21 protein-coding genes and 1 pseudogene are annotated in these 23,319 nt (G+C 35.3%); 10 read left to right on the forward strand and 12 right to left on the reverse strand.

Annotation, left to right across the window (positions count from 1 at the left end):
• The first annotated feature begins 57 nt into the window (after positions 1-57).
• Positions 58-2,274: a tRNA(Met) cytidine acetyltransferase TmcA gene (locus tag SACI_RS00600; RefSeq protein ID WP_011277051.1), complete on the forward strand. Its 2,217-nt coding sequence runs from the start codon at positions 58-60 to the stop codon at positions 2,272-2,274.
• Positions 2,275-2,311: 37 nt separating this feature from the next.
• On the forward strand, positions 2,312-3,292 hold the full coding sequence (locus SACI_RS00605; RefSeq protein ID WP_011277052.1) for a stage II sporulation protein M: 981 nt from the start codon (positions 2,312-2,314) through the stop codon (positions 3,290-3,292).
• On the opposite strand, the gene SACI_RS00610 is transcribed toward SACI_RS00605, so the two are convergent.
• Positions 3,278-4,003, reverse strand: coding sequence for an exodeoxyribonuclease III (locus tag SACI_RS00610; RefSeq protein WP_011277053.1), 726 nt, complete (start codon positions 4,001-4,003; stop codon positions 3,278-3,280). The two genes, SACI_RS00605 and SACI_RS00610, sit on opposite strands and share 15 nt — an antisense overlap.
• 262 nt (positions 4,004-4,265) lie before the next feature.
• Here SACI_RS00610 and SACI_RS00615 point away from each other — a divergent pair, with 262 nt between their 5' ends.
• Positions 4,266-4,526 (forward strand): sulfurtransferase TusA family protein, encoded by a 261-nt coding sequence (locus tag SACI_RS00615; protein ID WP_011277054.1) that lies wholly within the window; start codon positions 4,266-4,268, stop codon positions 4,524-4,526.
• Positions 4,527-4,592: 66 nt separating this feature from the next.
• On the opposite strand, the gene SACI_RS00620 is transcribed toward SACI_RS00615, so the two are convergent.
• Together SACI_RS00620 and SACI_RS00625 are read right to left on the reverse strand one after the other, a co-directional pair.
• Positions 4,593-5,666: a DUF1641 domain-containing protein gene (locus SACI_RS00620; RefSeq protein ID WP_011277055.1), complete on the reverse strand. Its 1,074-nt coding sequence runs from the start codon at positions 5,664-5,666 to the stop codon at positions 4,593-4,595.
• 199 nt (positions 5,667-5,865) lie between these two features.
• Positions 5,866-6,324, reverse strand: a complete 459-nt coding sequence (locus tag SACI_RS00625) for a hypothetical protein (RefSeq protein ID WP_011277056.1) — start codon at positions 6,322-6,324, stop codon at positions 5,866-5,868.
• Between the two features lie 243 nt (positions 6,325-6,567).
• On the opposite strand from SACI_RS00625, the gene lrs14 reads away from it, so the two are divergent.
• Positions 6,568-6,951, forward strand: a complete 384-nt coding sequence (lrs14, locus tag SACI_RS00630) for an HTH-type transcriptional regulator Lrs14 (RefSeq protein ID WP_176586671.1) — start codon at positions 6,568-6,570, stop codon at positions 6,949-6,951.
• Positions 6,952-6,959: 8 nt separating this feature from the next.
• Positions 6,960-7,898: an NAD-dependent epimerase/dehydratase family protein gene (locus SACI_RS00635; protein WP_011277058.1), complete on the forward strand. Its 939-nt coding sequence runs from the start codon at positions 6,960-6,962 to the stop codon at positions 7,896-7,898.
• Position 7,899: 1 nt separating this feature from the next.
• Here SACI_RS00635 and SACI_RS00640 read toward each other — a convergent pair whose 3' ends face one another.
• Together SACI_RS00640 and SACI_RS00645 are read right to left on the reverse strand one after the other, a co-directional pair.
• Entirely contained in the window at positions 7,900-8,703 is an 804-nt protein-coding gene (locus tag SACI_RS00640) for an aldo/keto reductase (RefSeq protein ID WP_011277059.1), read from the reverse strand.
• Positions 8,700-9,944, reverse strand: a complete 1,245-nt coding sequence (locus tag SACI_RS00645) for an FAD-dependent oxidoreductase (protein WP_011277060.1) — start codon at positions 9,942-9,944, stop codon at positions 8,700-8,702. The genes SACI_RS00640 and SACI_RS00645 overlap by 4 nt, the downstream gene beginning before the upstream one ends.
• 136 nt (positions 9,945-10,080) lie before the next feature.
• Between SACI_RS00645 and thiC the strand changes: the two genes are divergently transcribed.
• The 4 genes from thiC to SACI_RS00665 all read left to right on the forward strand — a co-directional run bounded on the left by thiC (position 10,081) and on the right by SACI_RS00665 (position 13,991).
• Complete coding sequence (gene thiC / locus SACI_RS00650; RefSeq protein WP_011277061.1) at positions 10,081-11,367, forward strand: phosphomethylpyrimidine synthase ThiC; 1,287 nt, start codon at positions 10,081-10,083, stop codon at positions 11,365-11,367.
• Positions 11,368-11,422: 55 nt separating this feature from the next.
• A complete protein-coding gene (locus SACI_RS00655) occupies positions 11,423-12,277 on the forward strand; it encodes a translation elongation factor (RefSeq protein WP_011277062.1) in 855 nt (284 codons plus the stop codon).
• Positions 12,278-12,415: 138 nt separating this feature from the next.
• Positions 12,416-13,084 (forward strand): A24 family peptidase C-terminal domain-containing protein, encoded by a 669-nt coding sequence (locus tag SACI_RS00660; protein WP_080504002.1) that lies wholly within the window; start codon positions 12,416-12,418, stop codon positions 13,082-13,084.
• Positions 13,085-13,151: 67 nt separating this feature from the next.
• Positions 13,152-13,991, forward strand: a complete 840-nt coding sequence (locus tag SACI_RS00665; protein ID WP_011277064.1) for a DUF973 family protein — start codon at positions 13,152-13,154, stop codon at positions 13,989-13,991.
• Here the strand turns inward: SACI_RS00665 and SACI_RS00670 are convergent.
• Both SACI_RS00670 and SACI_RS12155 read right to left on the reverse strand, forming a co-directional pair.
• Positions 13,981-14,649 carry a creatininase family protein gene (locus SACI_RS00670; protein ID WP_011277065.1) on the reverse strand — a complete coding sequence of 223 codons (669 nt, stop codon included), beginning with the start codon at positions 14,647-14,649 and terminating at the stop codon, positions 13,981-13,983. The genes SACI_RS00665 and SACI_RS00670 overlap by 11 nt on opposite strands.
• A 369-nt stretch (positions 14,650-15,018) precedes the next feature.
• Positions 15,019-16,273: pseudogene (locus tag SACI_RS12155) on the reverse strand (SLC13 family permease).
• Between the two features lie 56 nt (positions 16,274-16,329).
• On the opposite strand from SACI_RS12155, the gene SACI_RS00685 reads away from it, so the two are divergent.
• On the forward strand, positions 16,330-17,469 hold the full coding sequence (locus SACI_RS00685; protein ID WP_015385369.1) for an MFS transporter: 1,140 nt from the start codon (positions 16,330-16,332) through the stop codon (positions 17,467-17,469).
• Here the strand turns inward: SACI_RS00685 and SACI_RS00690 are convergent.
• The 5 genes from SACI_RS00690 to SACI_RS00710 all read right to left on the reverse strand — a co-directional run bounded on the left by SACI_RS00690 (position 17,462) and on the right by SACI_RS00710 (position 23,064).
• A complete protein-coding gene (locus tag SACI_RS00690) occupies positions 17,462-18,406 on the reverse strand; it encodes an acyl-CoA thioesterase (RefSeq protein ID WP_015385370.1) in 945 nt (314 codons plus the stop codon). The genes SACI_RS00685 and SACI_RS00690 overlap by 8 nt on opposite strands.
• Positions 18,384-18,776 carry a hypothetical protein gene (locus SACI_RS00695; protein ID WP_011277068.1) on the reverse strand — a complete coding sequence of 131 codons (393 nt, stop codon included), beginning with the start codon at positions 18,774-18,776 and terminating at the stop codon, positions 18,384-18,386. The genes SACI_RS00690 and SACI_RS00695 overlap by 23 nt, the downstream gene beginning before the upstream one ends.
• On the reverse strand, positions 18,777-20,594 hold the full coding sequence (locus SACI_RS00700; protein ID WP_011277069.1) for an ATP-binding protein: 1,818 nt from the start codon (positions 20,592-20,594) through the stop codon (positions 18,777-18,779).
• The gene (locus tag SACI_RS00705; RefSeq protein WP_011277070.1) at positions 20,587-21,675 is read right to left on the reverse strand and encodes a DNA double-strand break repair nuclease NurA; all 1,089 of its coding nucleotides are present in this window, start codon (positions 21,673-21,675) and stop codon (positions 20,587-20,589) included. Before SACI_RS00705 ends, SACI_RS00700 begins: the two co-directional genes overlap by 8 nt.
• Positions 21,676-21,741: 66 nt before the next feature.
• On the reverse strand, positions 21,742-23,064 hold the full coding sequence (locus tag SACI_RS00710) for an FAD-dependent oxidoreductase (RefSeq protein ID WP_011277071.1): 1,323 nt from the start codon (positions 23,062-23,064) through the stop codon (positions 21,742-21,744).
• Positions 23,065-23,319: the final 255 nt, after the last annotated feature.

Below are 23,319 nucleotides of genomic sequence, written 5' to 3' on the forward strand. Positions count from 1 at the left end.
TGATGTCCTGGATCCTTGCTGATAGTTTTAATTTTTAGCCGAATATTGTATATTGGATTGATAAATACTATCAATTTTAATGAGGAATTTAGAAAAGCTTCAAACTACAACTATAGGCTTTTGAGCATTCATCTAGGTAATTGGGAAAAATCGACATTCGATTTGTTACGGGTTTATAAGGAATTCAGGGAACCTGAGAAAGCATTGTATGCTTTTCACCCTTGGATAGAAGGTGCGAAAGATAGATTCTTTAAATTCAAGAAATATATCCCCAATCTCCTTGACCTGGATTACAGTAACTACGGCAAGATATTGGGAGGAACATATGATGTGGTCATATTAGACTTAATGGATGACTTTAGACCCAATTATATTTCCGCACTTGTGGATTTAGTGAGGGGAGGAGGTTTAATAATAATGTACTCCGATGATCTCCAAAGAAACAAGCTTTACAAGAACTCCATCCAGAGGAACGGCATTGTGGACAATTATTTTGAGGAGAGGTTTCTTAGAATGGCTAAGTCTTATCCTGGGGTATTTCTCTTCGTCAACGATAACCTGGAAAGCTTTAACACATTTAAGACGGAGCAGCTTTCTATTATTAATTCCAAGTTAAATCCTAGAAAATCTATTATTAATTCTAAGTTATATAGCCTATGTTTGACCGATGATCAGGCGAAGGTCTTAGACGAGTCTCTGTTTATCTTGGAAGATGGAAGAAGAGTGTTAACCATCACTGCTCCAAGGGGAAGGGGTAAAAGCTCTTCTATAGGTTTATTCCTCTCACATTTGAGTACTCTTAACATCTCTTTAGATATCATTATAACTTCTCCTTCGTATTATTCCTCGATAGAAATTATTTCTTTTCTGATAAAGGGTTTGGATCAGTTAGGTAAAAGATATTCCATAACTAGGTCTAGAGATGGCAAAGTAATGGGTATCATGTCTGGAGCTTTAAGAGTGAAATGGTTAGCCCCAGATGTGGCAAAAGATTATCAAGGAGATATAATAGTAGTAGACGAAGCCGCATCAATAGGCACTGAGACTTTAGATTATATAGTTAGAAGTTGGGAGAAAGTAATTCTCGTGACCACAATTCACGGATATGAGGGTACGGGCAAAGCCTTCTTAAAGTATCTTAATGGTCTTAGAGAGGATAAAAGTATAAAGTTTAAACATGTGACTTTAGAGAAACCTATAAGGTATGCTAAGGGAGACCCGATAGAGAGATTTATTTATGACGTTATGCTTCTAGATGCAGAACCTAAAAAAGAGAATGAAAACTTAGAATTCACAGAAATCGATAGAAAAGAACTATTTGAAAAGGATCATCTATTAAGGCAGGTTTACGGAATTCTTGTCTCTGCACATTATAGGAATTCCCCAGACGACCTAATGATACTAGGAGATCATCATTTTCAACGTATTTTCTCATTAGGAAAGATTGCAGTTGCACAGGTTATAGAAGAGGGTGCACTGGAGAAAGGAGAAATAGATAGAATTTTGAATGGTAGTGGATTAGAAGGACATCTAATTCCTTATAAGCTTACGCTATATGAGAGACTTCAGGAATTTGGAAAGTATAAGGGTTGGCGTATAATGAGAATTGCGGTTCAACCAGATGTTCAAAACAAGGGATTTGGTAGTAAATTATTGAGGAGTGTGGTGGAGAGAGGTAAAAGAGAGGGTATTGATTGGATAGGCGCATCCTTTGTGGCTGATTATAGAGTAGTGAACTTCTGGCTTAATAATGGTTTCACTCCTGTACATTTATCTAACAGAAAAAATGAAGGTCTTAACGGATATTCTATCGTAGTACTTAAAGCACTGAATGAGGCTATAGAGCCTATAATTAACAGATTATCAGTATTACTCAGGTTTAAGATTTTGCATACAGCTCACCAGTTATACTTTAACGTTAATCCTCTTTTGCTCTCAAAAATCCTGAGGGGGACTAATATTGACAGTAAATCGTCTAACTATCCTGTAAGTTTCCCCAAGGAGTATTGTTATAAAATAGAATCCTATTTGAAGGGAATACTGGAATATAATAGTGTTGCAGATGGAATTCACGCTGTTACTCAGTATTATTTTCTTTATCCAGATCACTTCTTGGAAGAAAGAGAGGAAGCAGTTTTAATAGCTAGGACACTTCAGGGCAAAAGCTGGCATCATATTTCATTAAGTACTGGAATAGACAGGAGAGTAGTTGAAGAATACATGAGATCTTCTATAGACAAGATATATATGAAATATTGTGATAGAGTGTTGTGATAAGATTTATTTCATTCTGAAGTGATATTAAGTCTCAATGAGACTCATATCTAAACTAATATTAATTTATTTCATTATAGAATTAGCTATATTTATTGGTGTCTCCTCGATACCTTATAATAATCCAGCCCTAGTGCAGGAGTACAACTCAATGGAAAGTGGAATTTATTCCATGCCATACTTTAGTCAGGTAATTGAAATATTCTCTCATAACCTGTTAATAGCCACAATAGATTTCATCCCTGTTGTCGGTGCAATATTCTTTGGCATATCTATTGGTCAGACTGCATATTTATTAAGCGTAGTTGCTACCAGCCGGAATGTGCCATCCTTTTTAGTTGCAATAGCACTCTTAACACTTCCTCACTCTGCTGTCGAATTACCAACTTATGCAATAGCAGTGGCTGCTGGTACGTATGTTATTGTAAAACGAAAGGATTGGAAAAGATATCTCCTCATGTATCCACTCATACCTATTGAACTTTTCCTGGCTGCCCTTATTGAGTCCGCAATAATTACATATACAGGATTTAACCCATACGCATTATGGCCTGCATCCATAGGATCGTTACTTTTAGTATATTTTCTCTATCAAAGGATTCAGAAGTTTGCGGAATCATTAATTAAAACACAAAATATGCAACCTGTCTTAGCTGGAACATCAGCTTTAGGAAGTGTTCCTATTTATGCCTCTTATTATAATAATTTTAAGAACGTTATGTCACAGGCTATTCAGTACGAAGTTAGATCCGATTTCATTAACGCTGTGAACAACTACTGGTTAGCTGTGATCTTTCTCATAGACGCCATAGCAACAAAAATGAATATGCCTTATTACACCAAACAAGATTTGGATAATGTTATAAGCTATCTATCGCAGAGAGAGCCTGGATTATTTGACGACTATAATAGAGCTTTTCAGTACAAACTGAGTAATGACATACCACAGTTTCTACAGACAGTCAAAATTCTTATTCCTAGACTAGATAGAATTTATGTGAGTCTACAGAATTTCTAAATAAACAGGGTAATGGTCTGATCCTTCTATTTTAATTATCTTACTATCTTTAATCCTATCCTTGATTTCACTAGATACGATACAGTAGTCTATTCTCATTGCTTTCCATTTCTCCAGGTAACTTCTCCAGGAATATTCTATTTTATTTCCGTTTATAAACCTATAAGTATCTACAAAATCTGTGGACAATATTTTGTTTATCCAACCTCTCTCCTCACTCGTTAACCCTGGTTCCTTCTCGTCCCAAAAAGTTGAATCTATTTTGTCCCTTGCCACATTTAAGTCTCCACAGAGTATTACTGGCTTTCTCTTTCTCAGTTCTAACATAAACTTCTCGATCTCCAAATCGAATTTAATCTTATAATCTAGTCTATTTAGATCGTCTCCTGCCCTTGGAAAGTAGGCATTTATGATAAAATAATCATCGAGCTCTATTGTTAGCACTCTTCCCTCTTCATCGAACTCATTTATGCCCAGTCCCTTGATTACTGACAATGGCTTAATTTTAGAGATAGTTAGGACTCCGCTATAGCCTTTTTTCTTTGAGGGAAAGGGAAATAAATTACTTCCACTCAGAGCTATATCAAGTGGTATCTCATTTGTCCTAATTTCCTGGAGCATGATTACGTCATAATCATTAATTACCGGTTGTAGGGCTCCCTTACGCAATATTGCTTTTATTCCATTTACATTCCATGAAAGTATTTTCATTGGTTGAAGATTTTATATGAGGACTTAAAAATGGTTAGGCAATTGCGAGTACTTTAAAAAATACACTGAGTAAGTGAGACCCAACTTGTAAATTTGGCAAAAACATAAGGATATAATTTCTATTTACTATCAGCCTGGAATAAAAGTAAGTAAGGCGGAAAGTTAGAAGTACTTTCCGCAAAGTTTGAGGTTAATACTCTTAAAATACCTGAGAAAAGTTTTGTCTAAAACTTTTTAGTTACGCCTTTATTCTGTTATAATTATGGTTGAAGTGATTGATGCAACAAAATTGGAATGTCCTGAGCCATTTATGAAGACTGTAGCAAAGTTAATGGGAATGAAGGAAGGTACTGTAAAAGTGATGTTTAAAGACCCTAAATGTGTAGACATGATAGTTGAAGCAGTGAAGTTAATGGATTGCAATGTTCTTGAAAATACAAAACAAGGAGATGTTTTCAGTATAACAATTCAGAAAACTAGTTCTAGTAAAACCCCGAAAGAGATTAAAGCCAGTGGTTGTTAGAAAGGTTACAAAGAAAAATAGTATATATTTTTAAGTTTATAAAATATAATATTAGTATAAAAGTTTTTATTGCCTTATTGATTTCCCTAATTCTTCAGCTAGTTTCAGCAATGCACCCATAGTGTATCCAACATCTTTGTTATTTAGAGCACCTATTAGACCAAAAGTCCCAACTGGTTTTACTGAGGGTAAATCGTTGACCCAAGCCTTAAGCGCAACTCCGAATTTTTGTGTAAATAGGACTAACCCATCTACTACTTGAGGATCACTGAACACTTCCATTACCTTTAGTAGCCTATCTAATGCACCAGTTTTTTGTAAATATGTAAATCTTTCAAATAGTAAAAGTAAGGAGTTTATGTCAAGTTGTGATATTGTTCCGATTACTTTTTCACTGGTGAGTTGTTTGAACAATGGTGATAACGATGTTAGTGCATTTATTGTTGACTCTAAGTCTATTGATTCAAGTAATTTAATGGTTTTCTCGCTGGTTAGTTTTTCTATTACTGGCCATATTGCTTGTATTTTTGCTATTTGGTCCATTCCAAAGGATACAAGGGTATTTATAAGATCCGATTTTTGAACAGCATCTATAAGGTCTACTGCCTGCTGAATAAGGTTTATCATTGCATCAAGCTGACCCTTTTTCTCCATTTCGTCAACTAATGAAGCTGTCTTATTGAGTACTGGTGCTAGCTTTTGAACTGAGTCCATTAATGAGTCTAGGTTAAGGCTTTCAATTGTTTTAATCGTCTTATCATTTGTTAGCTTCTGGACCAAAGGTAGATATTTTTCAAGGACATTTAGAAGATTGTCAACATCTAAGGTCTGATAGAAAGTTAGGGCTCTCTCACTGGTTAGTTTTTCTATTACTGGCCATATTGCTTGTATTTTTGCTATTTGGTCCATTCCAAAAGACATTAACGCATTGATCAGATCAGCCTTTTGAACAGCATCTACCACTTCAACAGCCTGATCTAACATGTTTAGCATTGTGTCTAACTGACCCTTCCTATCCATCTCATTTAGTTTTTCCGTGAGCTTTTCTATAGTAGAAAGTGAATCGACTAGTTTTGATATTCTTTGCATATTTTCAGGCGAAACAAGCTTTTCTAACGGATCTTCAAACATCTGAGACAACTTTAATCTCCATATGTTTATTTGTATGCCATTTTATATCTTTTAATACAAATCTATGTGGAATAGTCGATATTCCCGTTTTCGTGTAGAGTAGTGTTCGCATGCGTTTGTATCCTTAACTATTCTAGTTTGAGGAAATTATTTGATTACGTAATACTCTCAATTTTTCCAGTAACCTCAACTTATTAAAGTTAGATATTTAATGTGTAGATTCTGTTGTTTTCTTTTCTCTCATCAATCTCCTAAGCCAATTTAACACTTCCTCGTCATTATTATTTGATAAGTATTCTAAGTATCTTTCTAGGAATAGTTCGTAGGAACTAACGTTATACGTTTCCCTTATCCCTTTTAATGATGGAATTCTGCCGATCTTAAACGTATATGACGTGTTTTTTCTCTTGGTAAACGTAATAACGGTAGTAAGTTTATCTGTGATTACTATTCTGGCTATTACATTACTCAGAAAGGATAAGGAGAATATAGTCTCATCCTTATTGCATGTAAATACTACGTTGTCATCAAATACTTTTAGTAAATTTTTTTCTTTTTTCTCCTTTACTATTACGTATCCCTGTTTTTCCAATTCCCTCTTTATCTGCTCTACATCTTTGCTCTTCATCAATTCTTTTTCTTCAACCAGTATCCCGGGAAAATGCACATAAAATAATGGTTACGGTTGTTTTTTTATTTATCTATACATATTCACATGAAAATTATTGTGAGTAATAAGGTATTCATAAATTTTCTTTTTTAAACAATTTAAACTATCCCTATACCTTAAAAAAGAGAAAAACATACAAATGATAAATATGTATGTATCTCGATTTACTTTTTAATGAAAAGATTTAAATATGAGTATTTAAAATGAATTAATATGGAAATGGGATCTAGTAGATTTAATATTGAGTTTGAACCAGCCAAAGTTAGATTACCATCAGGAAAGGAAATAAGATTAATTGAGGCGTTGAAGTTCTGCTATGACATATCAGATACAGATTTTCAGGTATTAAAAGCACTAATAGGAAGCGATGGAAAAAATGAGGACGATTTAGCAGAACAATTGAAATTATCTAAAGCCTCCATAAACAGGAGCGTAAATAAGCTAGTTTCTTTAGGCTTTGTAGAGAGGATGAAGGATGTATCCTCTAAGGGAGGTAGACCAAAATATATTTACAGAAGTATACCAGTTGATAAATTGATAGAGAGAATTACAGAGGACTTTAAACGATGTGCTGAGCTGTTCGGAGCGGTTTTACCCAAAGAATTAAAGTTTAGCCAGCAATGATTTAGCCTGTGAAAATATTAATTACAGGTTTAGGATTTATTTCATCAAATGTAGCTTACTTTTTATCTCCGAAACATGACATAAAAATTACTTACAGGAGCCTTAATCCGGTTAAAGAGTTATACACTAAGATTCTAAAGGAAAAAGGCGTAGATACAACAAAGCTTGATGTAATTAATGAAACACAGAAATTGGAAGAGTTAGTAAAATCTAATGATCTAATCGTAAATTTCGTGGGAGATATTCAAGGGGACGAGAAAGTATTGTACATGGCTAATGTCGAAGTTCCATCAATTATAGCGCAGGCGTGCAAAAAGTACAATAAGGTTATGATCCACGCAAGTGGTTCTACATACGGTGTAACAGGAAAAGTAACTATTGAGGAAAATCACGGCGAGGGTTTAAACCCATCAACCGCTTTTGAGAAAACTAAGCTACAAGGCGAGAAAGAGTTACTCAACATACTGGGTAAGAATGCCATCATACTAAGACCTACATTGGTATATGGAAGATTTAACGCGCATGTGCAGTTCGTCACAATCTATAAGTTGGTTAAGCTGGGAATAATTCCAAAACTTGAAATAGAATTTCAACCTGTTAGTGCTAGATACATAGCTTATCTCATTGACTCCATAGCTAATGGTAAACTGCCCTCGAGAAATTACTTTTATGCTACTGAATGTTCACTTGTAAACTTATCTGAATTCTTTCAGATATATGCTTCAACAATTAACAAGAAGGGGATACAAATTCCTATACCGAATAAGTTGGCTGAGATTGCATTACCTAAAGAGGTTAAGTCCCTATTAAAATATGCCGGAACGGTCTATGATTGTACAGTAATGAAGGAGTACGTCTCTAATATGGAGTTTGACAGGGAAGAGGTTATTGAAAATGCTAAGTTTCTCTCGACGTTAGATAAAAATAAAATACTTATTCCTACGTAGACTATGAAAATCTTTTTCTTATTTCATTATAATCTTCGTCCCTCAGGTCAAATTTCATAACATCAGCTATTTCATCAATATGTGTTTTTTGTACGGCTTTTGGTATAGGTATTGATCTTCTCTTTAGATATGCTAATGCAACTTGTGCCTGCGTCTTGCCATATTTTAGTGCGATATCCTTCAACCTTGATTCTGAGGATATAGATCCCTGACCTAAAGGAGAGTACGCAATTATTGTTACTTTATTCTTCTCGGCAAACGGAATAACGTCCCTTTCTGGTGTCAGCCTATATATACTGTACTGAATTTGATTTGCTACTATTTCGTATTTCTTAGTGGAGTGTATGGCTTGGTCAAGTAACTTTACATCAAAATTACTAACTCCAATACATCTGACAACTCCCATATCAATTAGTTTCTCCATTGCTGATATTGTCTCCTCAACCTTCACATCAGGATTAGGCCAATGAATCAGATAAAGATCTATATATTTGGTGTTTAATCTCTTCAAACTAGCTAGCGCCGACTTTATTGTATCGTCATATTTAAGGTGATTAGGCCATACTTTTGTGGTTATAAAGAGGGACTCCCTATCAAAGTCAGCCACGGCTTTACCAACTATTTCTTCTGTGTGTCCTCCTCCATACATCTCTGCGGTATCGATTAGGTTTATTCCTTTATTTATAGTATATTTTATTGCTTCAATGTAAACATTATCGTTCCCGTGACCTGGAGTCCAATAATCTCCTCCCATCTTCCAAGTACCTAAACCTATACTACTAATTTTTTTATCACACAAGTTCATTTTAGTTCCCTCATTATCTCATTTATTGTTTCCAAATAAGAAGGATGCGGGAATGGATACTCTGCAAGTTCTTTTACTTTAATGTTATATCTTATAGCTAATCCTAATACACTTACAATTTCTTCTGCTCTTTCAGAAAATGCAACTGCTCCAATTACTTTATCATCCTCCACGCAAACTTTAACAAATCCTTCTGTCTCCTTCTCTGCGATAGCCCTCGTTAATGATGCCATATTCAATTTAACACATTTACCTCTCGTTGTATCCCCCACATATGCTATCTGAGGTTTAGTGTAAATCACTTTTACTATGCCATCACTTCTATACCTAGAGGCTATTCCAGATGCATTATATCCTGCAGTTATTCCTTTGCTTATAGCCTCATGAGCAGTAAAACTTCCTGTGACATCTCCTGCGGCATACACTCCTCTAATTTCAGTCTCCATAAACTCATTGACTTTTATCCATTTATCATGAGGTACTCCTTCGAAGCCGTTAACATTTGCTGTCCTTCCGAAACTCATTAGAATGATATCACCTTCTATTTCTTTTCCGTCATCTAGAACAACTTTATTCCTCTCAATCTTCTTAACTTCTTTACCTAGAAGGAGGCTAAACCCCATTTTTCTGAAGGTATATGTGACAGAGTTACGAAGATCAGGATCATGTCTAGGGAGAAGTAAATTCTCTTTTTCCACTACAAAAATCTCTTTACCTAATGCCCTAAGTAACCATCCGTATTCGACTCCTCCTACGCCTCCTCCTATAATTACCACTTTTTGAAAGTCCCTATCTAGGTAAGGTAAGTCATCTGATGCAATTGAGCCTTGAACCTGTGGCTTTACAGTACCTGTAGCAATAATTATCTTGTCAGAACTTAAGGTCTGTCCGTTAACTTCTACTGAATTTCCCTTTAATATTGCTCTTCCATGTATAATATCTACGTTGTATTTTTCCAACATGTACTCGGTACCCTTACTTACTCTGTTTACTGCATTTATGCCCAATTCGCTAATTTCCTTAAAGTTGAATTCTATTTTACTGTTACCCTTTACCTTTTCAATGCCTGAAGATAGAATTAAGGGGTGTAACATGGCTTTCGATGGTATGCATCCGTAAAGTACACAGGTTCCTCCTAGCCTATCCTCTTTTTCTACCAAAGTGACCTTATTTCCTAGTGAGGAAGAAGTTATAGCTGAGTATAGACCTGCAGGACCCGAACCAATTACGACGATTCGCATAAATATTCTTGTCCTTTGTAATTTAAAAATTAATTTCAATTACCTATGTTTTGGTACTTTGGTTTTTAATTTGTAGATAAAATGATTAAAATACAGTATAATAAGGTTTATAATCTAGTTTATTGAATATCTTATGATGTCCATAATCGAAGAAGCTAGGAGAGGTATAATAACAGATGAAATAAAAAGTATTAGTAAGTTAGAGAAAGTTTCTCCTGAAAAAGTAAGAAAAAGGATAGCTGAAGGTAAAATAATGTTACTTAGAAATGTTAAGAGACCCAGTAAAAAGTTAGTACCCATAGGTAAAGGTCTAACGACTAAGATAAACATCAATATTGGGACATCCAGTGAGGTAATTGATTTAGACATGGAGCTAGAGAAAGTTAAGATATCGAATAAGTGGGGAGATACTTTAATGGACTTATCCACTGGAGGGGACATAGACGAAATAAGGAGAAAAATTATAGATAAAAGCGACCTTCCTGTAGGTACGGTGCCAGTATATCAGGCGTTCATACAGTCCTTCAAGAAGAAAAGTGGGGGAGCTTACTTCAGCGAAGACGAACTCCTAAGTATAGTTGAAAGACAACTAAAAGATGGTGTGGCATTCATGACAATTCATGCAGGTTTAACAAGAGAACTCGCTATTAGAGCTCTTAAAAGTGATAGAGTTATCCCAATAGTTTCTAGAGGAGGAGATATGATCGCAGGATGGATGATACACAATGGTAAAGAAAATCCTTATCGAACTAACTGGAAATATTTACTAGAGCTTTTTAAGGAATATGATGCTACCATATCTCTGGGAGATGCATTAAGACCAGGTGCAACTGCAGACGCTCATGATGAGTTTCAGATAGGGGAGTTAATAGAAACTGCTAGACTTGTAAAGGATGCTATTAATAACGGAGTTCAGGTTATGGTTGAAGGTCCTGGTCACGTTCCATTAAATGAAGTGGCATGGGATGTGAAACTAATGAAAAAGCTAACCGGAGGCGTTCCATACTATGTATTAGGACCTTTAGTAATCGATGTTGGCGCACCATATGATCATATAGCCTCTTCTATAGGGGCTGCAATAGCCTCAGCTGCGGGAGCAGATCTACTGTGTTATCTTACACCTGCAGAGCATCTCAGTTTACCTAACGCTAAGCAAGTTGAAGAAGGAGCTATAGCATATAGGATAGCAGCTCATGCTGGAGATATAGTGAAATTAGGCAAGAAAGTTAGGAAATGGGATGATGAAGTAAGCTACTACAGGGGTAAACTGGAGTGGGATAAGATGATAGAGAAACTTATTGATCCTGAGCAGGCTTACAAGGTTTATACCCAATTTGGTGAACCCAATGTTAAAGCCTGTACTATGTGTGGTGGCTATTGCCCAATGATGTGGGCTATGGAACAGGTTAAAAAGATTGGCTGACAAACAAAAAGATATACAATCACTTTTTTAGTATCTGTTATTTATCTTCCTTATAATGTTAAAAGGCTCCATAATAACAGTCCTTGCTTCAACAGAAGCTGATGCCCTGAATATAGCTGAAAGATTAGGTAAAAGGGTTGAGTCAAGCATTTACTATAAGAAGTTTGGTGAACATATCAGGTCTATTCTTGTCCCTCAAAAGTTACTTGATCAAGCTGAGGCTCTAAGCGTATCATCCGCATTTTACTTGAAAATGAGCCAAATAACTTCTGTTGAGGGAGAATTGGCTTTACTAGCAGAGGCTTCAGGACTGAAAGGTGTGGTACTCCCTCCAGAAGATAGTTCCGCATTTGAAAAAATCTTCAAGGATTTATCAATAGTTTCAATGGTTAGTAATGAATTTAAGGAAACAGATGGTGATGTGAACGATAAGGGTTATGTTTACGTTGATAGAGCATTTAATGTTAAGGGCGTTGGTACAGTAGTTTTAGGATTTTCGCTTACAGAAGTCAGACCTCACGACAAGTTGATAGCTTTGCCAATGAAGAAGGAGGTAGAGGTTAAGAGTATACAAGTTTTAGATGAGGATCAGGAAGGGGTTTTGCCAGGTGTTAGAATAGGCTTTGCATTAAAGAATGTAAAGATCGAAGACATAGAGGGGGTAACAGCCTTAGTGAAGCCTAACATTAAGTTGGTCAACTCAATTCAAGGATTTACGAAGTTTAAGTGGACTTCAGATGCGGACTCAGTTCATGTAGTAGCAGGGGGCATTAAGACAATAGGAAAGATTGACGGTAATATCATTACCTTAAAAGACGAAATACCTATAACTGTAGGAAGAGTTATCTTACTAAATCTTAACGCTAAGCCCAAGAGTTCTAGGGTATATGGATATGCAGAGGTCAAATAACTTCATAAATATAAATATCATTGAATTTTATTATAAGTAGGGGTATCTAGCCCTCTGACTGCCTCGCAGAGGGCTGTGTGAGGAGGGCTTCCTGCCGTGAATTTGATATATATATTACAAATAGTCTTGACTTCCATAATGTTAGCTCACACATCTTATCTTGATATTAAAAAGAGAGAAGTCGACCTAAAAATATGGGCTATCTACGCCCCTCTAGTAATCTTCTTCATATTCAACTATCCACATCTTAATCTGTTTCTATATTTATATTCAGTCATAACTGTAAATTTAATCATGTATTTTTTATACCGTTTCTCAATGATGGGAGGTGCAGATTTGATACTATCCATAATTCTGTCTCTCAGTAATGCCACGACATATCCCATATTTTTCCCTAATCTTTCATCAGAAGGCTTTGAGCCTTTTCTAGTCATTCTGTACGGTTCTATAATCATACTCCTATCAGGCTTAGTCAATCTGTTCAGGAACTTAAAGTATACAAAAGGTTATTCATTGACGATAAGATTGAATCTTGCTATTTCTGCCAGGAGGATAAAAGTAAAGGATTTTCTATCTTCAAAATTTCTATTCCCATTAACCGTAATAGATGAAAAAGGAAACCAGAGTATTAGAACTAGTTTTGATGTGGAAGAGGATGATGAAGAATGGAGAAAATTATATCGGGAGTATGTAGGGAAAGGTTTAATCAGAGAGGAAGATTATATTTGGGTTATGTGGGGTGTTCCAGTAATTCCATTTTTCTTCTTAGGCTATTTAATAAGTCTTGTGATAGGTTTTCCTATATAGACTATATAAAATATTTAGTCAAAATACGAATAGATTTTATAATTTAAGATTTAGCAAGTATAGTGAAATGTCATATCCAACTTCCGATCTAGATGCGTTAAATAAACTAAAAGACGCTTCTCTGTGGTTTATTATAATAGGCATACTATATTTCGTAGGTTTCTTTTTTGCATTAATAATAATTGTGCCATTAATACTTTATTTTGTAGTTGGAATACCTAAGTTAAGAGACGCGTTTCAAGCTTTTTCGAATCTAGGTAAGAATGTTAATTTAGGCTTGACAGGACTTAACCTACTTATATACGGTTTTATAATAGCCTTTATCGGTGGAGTACTAACCTTCTTGGTACCCTTAGCTGGAGTTGCACTAGTTGGTGTAGGGGTTTTATTGATATTTGTGGCTCAGGTATTGATAGGAGTAGCTCTCTATAACATTGGTAATAGTTATAATTCTAGTTTAATGTCTATAGGCGGAATAGTTGAAATTTTCTTGAGCTTTATAGGCTGGATCCTAATTTATATTTCAATAGATGAGGTCATAAACAGATTTAGAGGCATGCCTGCACAAAGTCCAACCACATTTGGTACACCTTCCTATCCTAGTGGTCCTACTTATATGCCTCCTGCAATTTATCAAGTTGGTACTGCATACCTCAAACCCAATGGTGAACTCAAGGTTACACTCTATTCAAATGTGGCAGGAATATCTATAATATCAGCTACAATAGAGGCGTTTTCAATAACAACGACCAATATATCTCCATCAGTGTTAAATCAAGGTAATAACCAAATTACAATACTCTTCCCAACAGTGACAGGTCTAAGTATAGGAGGAAACTATACTGTAGCATTATCTCTATCAAACGGACAAGTAGTGAGGGTAACAGCGTTCTACACTAACATGTAAGGCTTAAAATTAGTCTTTTTAATTTTTCAACATTCTTACTGATAAACACTCTACCTTTTTCTTCGTCTATAACTACTTTTCCCTTATTAATAATTCCGTATGGGTTTGACTCTTTAGTAGTTATGATATCGAAAACACCCTCTTGAAAAGAGTAATCAACGTCCTTCAGCTTATCTTCATTAACCAGTTTCGGATTAATCACTTTTATTGCAGACGTCTCTATTGTGCCTGCATGAAGATCCTCTGAATTTTCTTCCTGAACTGTAAATGTGTAAACTTTAAACGTTTTGTTAGTGAAGTTTAACTGCCTCTTAACTACATCTATCACAGAAACTACTCCTCCATGTCCAATTACTAATACTGCTTTTTTGGAAAATTTTGAAATAGAATTTAGGATTTCGAGCATGTAAGAGGCGAATGTGATATATGAGACACCTGCATATGGAAATCCCTCATGTTCCATGGAACAGGTGTAATAAACAGTTGGGAATAATAAAACAACATTATTCAGCTCTTCTTCAACTCTTTTAGCTATTTCTTCAGCAATTATAGAATCGGTGCCCATAGGTAAATGTGGTCCGTGTTGTTCTAAACTACCTACTGGTATCAAAGCTATTTTATTTTGAATATCGTCCTTATTCGAGTACAATATCTTCATTATTCTCTATTTACTTAAGTGGATTAAAGAGTTTAAAACAACTTCACTTTCAATCTCAAGTCCATTCAAGGCATATATGTGCTTTAAATAGATAGTAAGACGTGAGGAACAGACACTCATAAACTTGATCTCTTCAGAACCTTTAGAACTGGATTTAGCTATGTAAAGTCAAATAATGTTAACGTACCTAAAGATTCACCAGTTAGAAGGAGATGCTTATAGGGAAAGTATCGGTGCTCTAACTATAAGAAGGGATTTTTATGTGGGAGTAGCGATACGTGAATGTATTTTGTGGACATAGGTTAACTATGGATTCTAAGATGGAGAGACCCTATAGGGAAATGAACGTAATGCAAATATCATGAGGTACTAATGAAATGGTGTTAATAGTTGTATCAAGATTGTCCCAACAAAAGAAATGAAGAGATAAAGTACTACAAAATTTACGGCCAATATAGGCAATGCATATTTTATGAATTCTAGAAAGTTAAAGCCTTTTCCTCCTCTACTTTCTGAAGCCTCAGAAACTATAACATTACTGGCAGCCCCTAAAATAGTGAAGTTTCCAGCAATAGTGCTTCCTGCTGCTAACGCTAGCCAATTCAATATACTTATTGCGCCTAACTTCTGCATTTCTTGTATGTATATAGCAACTAAAGGCACATTGCTGAGTATTTGACTTAAGACTACACTGGAAGCCATTATGGTAGCTGTGTTAGTAGGTAATGGAACTATATGATATAAAGCATCCATTATTCCGCCCTTGACTAGACCTTCGGTAAATATGAACAGTCCTATGAAAAACACAATTACACTCCAATCAACCTTTTGAATTATTTCTCTTCTTTCTCTATTGACCAGTAATAAGATAGAGGAAGTTACTAGGGATGCTAGTACTATATCTATTCTGTAAATGCTTAAGACAAAAAATAGTATGATAGTAATTGCCAATAAAATAAGAGAAGAATAAGCCAATCTTTTGTTTTGTATCTGAATATTTCCAAGGTTATCGTCCACAGTAATGTTAGAGAGTTTTTTTTCTAAAAATCAGAAGAAGGACGAAATAAGAAAGGATAAAATTTATCATAGTAGGTATTAGAAGAATAGCAACAAATATCAGAAAGGGAGTATTGGATTCTAGTAATATTAATAAGTTCTGAGGATTGCCAGTTGGCATCATTACACTACCTATTGTTACTCCAAATGCTAAAGCGTAAAGGAAGGGTAACTCATCGACTTTCATTGCCTTAGACGCTTCAAGAACGACAGGTGTCCAGCTTGATGATATACCGTCATTTGTAACCAAGTTGGAAAGGATTCCAGCGTAAAATAGAATATAGAAGAGAACCTTTTTTGGATCCTTATATCGAGAAACTAATTTGTATGCAAGAAATTTAAGAAATCCAGATACTTCTAACGCTGAAGAGAACATAAAAAGTGTCATGAGAAATAGAATTACATCTAAATTAACACTGGAGTAAGCTTCTTGTAGAGTTATTACTCCTGTAACTATCATTAGGATTCCGCCAAAGAACATAGAAGCCCATAAAGGTACCTTAATAATACTCCTTGAAATGATCAATCCGTATGTTATTATGCCTATTATAAGAGCTATATATTCCATGAGTAAGTAGTTAATGCCTTATTCTTTTTAAGTTATTGTCGATAAACACAACTAACGTGAAGCTATTCATAGGGCAAGCATTCATAGTAGCCGGATCAACATTATTGTCTTTGCTTTATCCTTTAGTACTCTATGATCAGACTCACTCCACTGCTTTATTAGGAATAAGTATGATGCTAAATGAGTTAGCAGTGGGTTTAGGATCGTACGTATGGGGTAGGATAATTGATAGAGTGAGGGAAAGATACATATTCTTTATAATACTCCCTGTATCTGGTATTGGAATCACACTGTTAATCTTCGATACAAGTTTAGGTCTAGTGGGATATGCTCTGTTAGGATTTTTTACTGCCCTAGATTCACCTATATACTCCATATTATTGTTAGAGAGATTTTCCATGGATAAGGCTGTGGTCGCAAATTCCATGTTATCTCAGCTATCGTTGGCTGGAAATATAATAGGTAGTATAATGGGCACATTTAAGTTAAAGTTCTTCACTATAATTATATTCTTTACAATCGCTGCTGTCTTAAATGCCATATTGATACCGAGGTATAAGGGGGATATAAGAGAGGATAAGGTAGAGAGAATAAGGGATACTAGGAGGTTACTTAAACCTTTAATCTCTTATTCTATATTTAACCTTTCTGCAGAGGTCTTTTATGTGGTCTACATCCCATTACTTAATTTGTTAACATTGCCTTCATGGACCTATTTCGTTAGCTACACTATACTGTATATGATAGATGAATACATTTACTACATCTCACCAAATTTAGTTAGGGACAATGAATTATATTATATCTTTATTTCGATAGCTCTTAGAGGTTTTTTGGTAGCTTTAGTGGGGTATTTGCTCTTTATGAAGATTAATTTTAGCTTTCTTACTGTCTTGTTATTTATATCTTTTGGTAGTCTATACCCTCTATATAATACAGCGTTATTTTCTCTTATATTTAAGGATTTAAAGAAAAATAGGGGATCCATATTAGGTCTCTTTAGTGCTGGAAATAACTTAGCATCTGCCATGGGTAGTTACCTCTCAGGATTGGTAAATCCGATGTCGATATCTCAAGCTTATTTCTTCAGTTTCTTCGGGTTTTCGTTATCGTTTTTTATAATGTATGACTACATTAGTGAAAAAAGACAAAGAGTTGAAAATAAAAAGAAAGTCATCGTTTCTAATTCTACCTAGTGGTAATTAGTTTCTTTCTTCTTAAAACTTCTTCATAATATTTCTTTTCTACTTCAGTTTCTGGTGTATAGCTAGGTACTCTTATGGGTTTTCCAGTTGAGTCAACCCTAACATAGGTGAAGTAACCTGTGGTTATGTGTTCTTTCATCATAGTTTTTGGATCTATTCGAATCACATTAATCAGTGTTTCTATTGATGTATTTCCTACATATATTATTCCTGCTCTTATCTCCACGATATCGCCTAACCTAATTGGCGTATAGAAACTCATTCTATTGACTGCAACGGTAACTACAGTTCCAGGTTCACTCTGTTTTATATATCTTCCACATAATACACCGCCTAGGTCATCCATCGCTTTAAGTAATTTTCCAGCAGAAATTATCTTTCCGTCATAGGTCATGTCAGGTGTTATAAATATCTTTGACGACAATCTATATCTCAATCCTTCTGTAGGATCAGTGATATCAAACTTCTTTTCAACCCTGTCCTTAATATCTCTTTGTCTTTCATTTCTCCTTTGAATAGCCTTCTCCATTCTTCTCTTTTCCTCTTCCGTATCAGCGATCAGTTTGTTCTCTATTATTATGGGTTTGAATAAATCGTCTATTTTCACGTATGTACCTGTTGCTTCGACTAATGTCTCTTCGTCTCTTAAGGCTCTCATAGATACTTCTACAGAAGAGTTGCCTACATATTCTGCTTCCGCTTCCACTGCTATGTTATCTCCTAATGATATTGGTTTCTTAAATATAACGTCGTCAAGTGATGCTATAACCGCTAAACCTTTAGCCACCCTTATCGCTGACATCATTCCAGTATCCACTAGGAAGTTCAGCATTACACCTCCGTGCAGTCTACCTAGATAATTTATGTGCTCGTAATGAATTATTTTTAGTGAGGAGACCTTGGTTTCAGATATTCTCAAATATGACACTATTAACTTGATCAGCCACTTCTAAATATTTTTTATCTATCTTGGAGTATTCAAGTAAATAATCCCTTAATTGACCCAATATTTGCTTCCAATTAGTTTTTATCACTTTAATAACATCTTCAGGTATTTCATTGTATTCTATTCTTTTGCTGTCTGCTGAAAATATTGGCAAATATTCTTCAAGTGATAAAGATATAATTACTACACCTCTTCTGTCCAATACATACTCATGAACACCCTTCTTTGTCAGTGATATTCCGTAATCGTCGGATGGGGGTAACAGTCTAGCAACTGTTTTAAGAAAATCTATTGTTGACTCTTTATCTCCTTTTAATTTCATTTTTTTAAGAACGTTCTGTAACTCACTCATTTAACTCGCCTTTGACAAATCATAATGTCCTAATGGTGGAGGAACAGGTACTCGTATTTTAATTTTACCCTCCCTTAACCAGGGGGATATTAGGTAAGCCACTCCATTTTTTTCCCAACTCAATATTTTAGCTTCTATCTTCGACAAGCCTAAGGATTCTGCTACCTCTGGCTTTATTCTGAAAATGATCTTCGTATTTGCCAACTGTACTATTATATCTGATAGATCAGTTGGGTTATGGGTAGAGAATATAAAGCCAATTTTTCTTCTCCTACCTAGCCTCATCATAGATGATATCTTTCCTGCCACTTTTCTAACATAGTTTGCGTCCTCTTCAGAACCTTTACCAGAGGGGAAGAATTTATGAGCCTCGTCGATTATCAATACAAGCCTTTCCTTTAACGAGCCTATTTTCATCTGAGCCTCCCTTATTTCAAATATTTTATCAAGAAAATAATAAGTTACAATTTTCTGAGCGAAGTCATCTAATTCGCTATTATAAAGATCTAGAATTAACAACTTTCTATCAGATGTCAGTAGTCTTCCTAAAGGTTCTCTCTTTACGCCCACGTCAAATAGACCTGTCGATCTGAGCAAATATAATCCTCTTAATATATTCTCCTTAGTGCTTTTGTGAATACTCAAATTATCCAAGTCATAATCCTCAAGAGATTCAGTGAGGCTAGCTAGAGAATTGTAGTCTTTTCCTTTTCTCTTCAATAGAATCTTAAGAAATTGGGTAGCCTGCTCAGAGAAATAAGGATTTAGTCTAGGTAAAACTTTCTTTATCTCATCAAACTTAAAATAAAATGGAAATATTTCGACCTCAGATTTCCACTCACTGTTTGAGACTACTATTCTTCCCTCAGATACACTGTGGTAAAATTTGTATCCTTTTTTGGACAGGTAGTTTATCATTGGATATACGTAAAGTTTGAAATATGCATTTGTTATTGATAAAAGATCCTTGTTTCCGTTAGTGTATTTCCTGATCCACTTTCTTGATAGAGGGTAAATTATACTTAGATTTAATCCTGACAACTTAGGGTAAAGAGACTCGAAAAGGGCTAAACTTTGACTTACGTTCTTGTCCGTTTTATCAGGCGGTAAAAAAACGTGATAATAGTCTCCTGTTGCATCAAAAACAAACACCTTAGTAAGCTCTGCTATTGAGTAAATACCTGCAATTACGTCTTTTACAAATGATGTTTTTCCTGCTCCAGTTGTCCCCAATATCAGTGTATGGTAGTTTAGGTCATCTAGGCTGATGCTCACTTTTATATTGCCTACGTGATTATCTAAGTAGCCTAATCTCAAAAGACCTCTATTGGTATCTAGCGACCTCTCTATTACCTCTGCTCTAGGTAAAATAACTGGTGATTGTGGCTCAACAACTAGGTCAGCTGACTCTGGCTCTGTAGACTCCAGAAAATTTACTTTAGTGAGCGGTTCACATTTAATTACCACGTTAGATATTAGGGAGCCTGGTTCCTCTTCCCCTATTTCATTACTTGATATTATTGGCGAATCTGGATATAGTAATGACGACACGTCACTTCTCTCATATCCTATGACTCTTAGCAGAACAAAGTACAAAGTCTTTATGTCAATAGCTCCCAATAAAACCCCGATCTTTCCCAAAAAAGGGTACTTATAATAAGTCACAGGATCAATAACTACATTAACCTGCGTGTTGTTTTCATCAACCTTACTCGGAATTCCACGTGATACTCTTCCTATAATATCACCTAACGTGATAGCCAATGCCTTGGCTTTCTCTATCTGGTCTTTAATCTTCATCGAAAAATCTTCAGACAACATCAAGCACCTCAAATTTGTTTCTGAAACTCTCCTGGACCCCAATTCTATCTAGCGAGAACATAATAAATCTCAGTATGCCTGACGACAATTCTTTTGCAGTCTTGTCTGCTACGGCTAAAGCCAAAGGTATTCCTTCAGTTGTGAATTTCAAGGAAGATAATCTATCTACAGCGTTTTTGCCTATTGATTCTATCCTGAGAATAGAGAATTTTGGTACGTATTTATGAATAGGATAAATCATGTAATTTACAAATACTTTAACCCTTTCATTCACATCTTTAACAAGGGGTCCAATACATAACGTGGGATATGGTGGATTATAATTAAATCTAACAAACTGATACAAGTAAGCCTCATCTGATAAAAACCCACGAGGGTCCACCTTATATTTTGCTGTTAGTTCCTTATTACTAGATAAGGTTCTTATTAACAGGTCTGACTTGTCTATCCTTTTAACTACTCCAATAAAATTTTGATCTAAAATTGAAAGACGTTCATTTATGATTTTAGTTTTGACCCTCTCAGGGAGGTATACATAGGAGGGGAATAATGGTCCATCAACTAAGACTAAACCCTTATTTTTTAATACTTTCAAAGCTTCAGTTTCTAATATAGCTCTTAACTCAGTTTCTATTCTTTCAGGTTCTATTGTAGATTGGAAAGGTGTACCATCTAGCGAAAATGTCATAATGTACTTTGATGAATATAAGTACGGATTTATTGTTCCTTTAGAGTTCGATGAAGGGGCTAAGGCTATAAAGGGCTTCTGAATTTCTAATCCTTTTAAACCAAACAAACCTGGATAAACTCCGTACACAGGCTTGTTAGAAGAAGACACTGCAACTGTGGATATACTTATTGTTCCACCGGCGGAAAAAATACTTCTACTACTACCATCTATTGCATAAACTTCCATATTTAGTCTGGTTGGAATTACCTCTTTTACGATATCGTTGGTAATTAGTGAGGCATCGCTTTCTTTAAAATCTCCCCTAGGAACATAAATATTGAAGTATTCTCTTATATATCTTTGTATTACTTCATTCAGTATTACAGCAAGTTCATTGGTATTACTCATTCTTTGTTATAATTTTATTAATGTAATATTTAAATATGGCGTAATACCAATTAGTATTACCATATCCTAATCGTCCTTCATTAACCGTCTTATAGCTACGATAACAGGATCCCACACTCTATTTATTGCTGGTAAATAGCCCATCTCGGTGAAAAACACGTCATCAATTGTGAAGCCCTTGTATAACATTCCTGCTAGCATATTTATTCTGCCTAAAACTTCCTCTACTCCAATTATCTGCCCGCCTAATATCTTTCTACTTTCTTCATCTGCAATAATTTTAACATATATATCACCTCCTCCTGGATAATATCTTGCCCTCGTTTTACTGTTAATTGAAGCTGATATGACATGGAAACCGTGTTTTCTAGCTTCTTCCTCGTTTAAGCCAACCCTAGCTATGTAATAGTCCTTATATTTAGTGACTTGAGTGTTAACTGTACCGGGGAATGTCATCTCCTTCCCTCCTATGTTACTTCCAGCCACGTAACCCATTTTATTGGCAACTGGCGCAAAGGGTACCCACTGGGGTCTCCCCGTAAGTAGGTTTACAACTTCCGTGTTGTCTCCAGCAGAGTAGACATCTTTTAGAGTGGTTCTCATATGTCTATCAACTTTTATTGCACCTGTATCTCCTAACGTTAACTTACCTTTAACAAGGTCAACATTAGGCTCAACACCTATTGCGACTACTGTCCCGTCTACCTCATAATTTCCCTTGTCTGTAACTACTAACCTTCCCCCTCTCTTTATTACCTCCAACCTTTCATTAAGCTTAACCTCTGCATCCTTCATCACAATACTCGTGATAATCTTGCCTAACTCATTATCTAAACTCCTATTGAGAAGATAGTCTCCCTTATGTATCAGTACGACCTTCTTTCCTCTTTCAACTAATGCTTCAACCATTTCAAGTCCTAGTATACCTCCACCTATGATGGCTACAGTATTTAATGACCATAGTTGCTTTCTTAATTCTAGGGCGTCTGCTGGATGGTGAACATAAAACACTCTCTCATTGCCTTCAGTCTCTACTTTTTTAGGCTTAGCTCCTGTACTTAAGAGTAAGTAATCATACTCTCTCTTTATTTTTTCTTTATTGGCAGTTTCTCCATAAATAGTTCTTCCTGAGAAGTCAATTTCAGTTATTCTTATACCTGTTTTAACGTCTATTTTCCTCTTTTCTTTGAAGAACTCAGGCGTGTATGTCATGAATAAACTTTCATCATCAAAAAGTCCCTCGATAAAATAAGGTATTCCACAGGGCGCATGGCTTACGAATTTCGTTGACTCGAATACCTCAATATCCATCTCTGGTTTTAGTCTTCTAACTTTAGAAGATGCACTCATTCCTGCTGCTCCACCACCTACTACAACTAACTTCTCCATTACAGTCACCTTATTTTTAATATTTCTAAATCAAAGTTAATAAACTATACATACGTAGATTTTTGGATATATTAATATTTAACTACTTATATAATAACTAATAATTAACTTTTATGTTAATTATGAAGATTACGTTTCGTGTATGTTCTTTTCTGACGCAATAAATAGATCAGTAACACCATCCATGAGACCCATCTTATAATATGAGGAAAGCCTCGCCATTTAAGGTGAGGAGGAAGCCAGATTCCTAGGAAG

The organism is Sulfolobus acidocaldarius DSM 639 (assembly GCF_000012285.1).
GTDB classification, from domain to species: Archaea; Thermoproteota; Thermoprotei_A; order Sulfolobales; family Sulfolobaceae; genus Sulfolobus; species Sulfolobus acidocaldarius.

What these genes read in the sequence shown, in the direction of transcription:
- SACI_RS00705 (WP_011277070.1), bottom strand. Translation starts at nt 21,675, where the DNA reads ATGAGTAATACCAATGAACTTGCTGTAATACTGAATGAAGTAATACAA.
- SACI_RS00655 (WP_011277062.1), top strand. Translation starts at nt 11,423, where the DNA reads ATGTTAAAAGGCTCCATAATAACAGTCCTTGCTTCAACAGAAGCTGAT.
- SACI_RS00665 (WP_011277064.1), top strand. Translation starts at nt 13,152, where the DNA reads ATGTCATATCCAACTTCCGATCTAGATGCGTTAAATAAACTAAAAGAC.
- SACI_RS00660 (WP_080504002.1), top strand. Translation starts at nt 12,416, where the DNA reads ATGTTAGCTCACACATCTTATCTTGATATTAAAAAGAGAGAAGTCGAC.
- SACI_RS00615 (WP_011277054.1), top strand. Translation starts at nt 4,266, where the DNA reads ATGGTTGAAGTGATTGATGCAACAAAATTGGAATGTCCTGAGCCATTT.
- SACI_RS00645 (WP_011277060.1), bottom strand. Translation starts at nt 9,944, where the DNA reads ATGCGAATCGTCGTAATTGGTTCGGGTCCTGCAGGTCTATACTCAGCT.
- SACI_RS00640 (WP_011277059.1), bottom strand. Translation starts at nt 8,703, where the DNA reads ATGAACTTGTGTGATAAAAAAATTAGTAGTATAGGTTTAGGTACTTGG.
- SACI_RS00710 (WP_011277071.1), bottom strand. Translation starts at nt 23,064, where the DNA reads ATGGAGAAGTTAGTTGTAGTAGGTGGTGGAGCAGCAGGAATGAGTGCA.
- SACI_RS00610 (WP_011277053.1), bottom strand. Translation starts at nt 4,003, where the DNA reads ATGAAAATACTTTCATGGAATGTAAATGGAATAAAAGCAATATTGCGT.
- thiC (WP_011277061.1), top strand. Translation starts at nt 10,081, where the DNA reads ATGTCCATAATCGAAGAAGCTAGGAGAGGTATAATAACAGATGAAATA.
- SACI_RS00605 (WP_011277052.1), top strand. Translation starts at nt 2,312, where the DNA reads ATGAGACTCATATCTAAACTAATATTAATTTATTTCATTATAGAATTA.
- SACI_RS00670 (WP_011277065.1), bottom strand. Translation starts at nt 14,649, where the DNA reads ATGAAGATATTGTACTCGAATAAGGACGATATTCAAAATAAAATAGCT.
- SACI_RS00695 (WP_011277068.1), bottom strand. Translation starts at nt 18,776, where the DNA reads ATGAGTGAGTTACAGAACGTTCTTAAAAAAATGAAATTAAAAGGAGAT.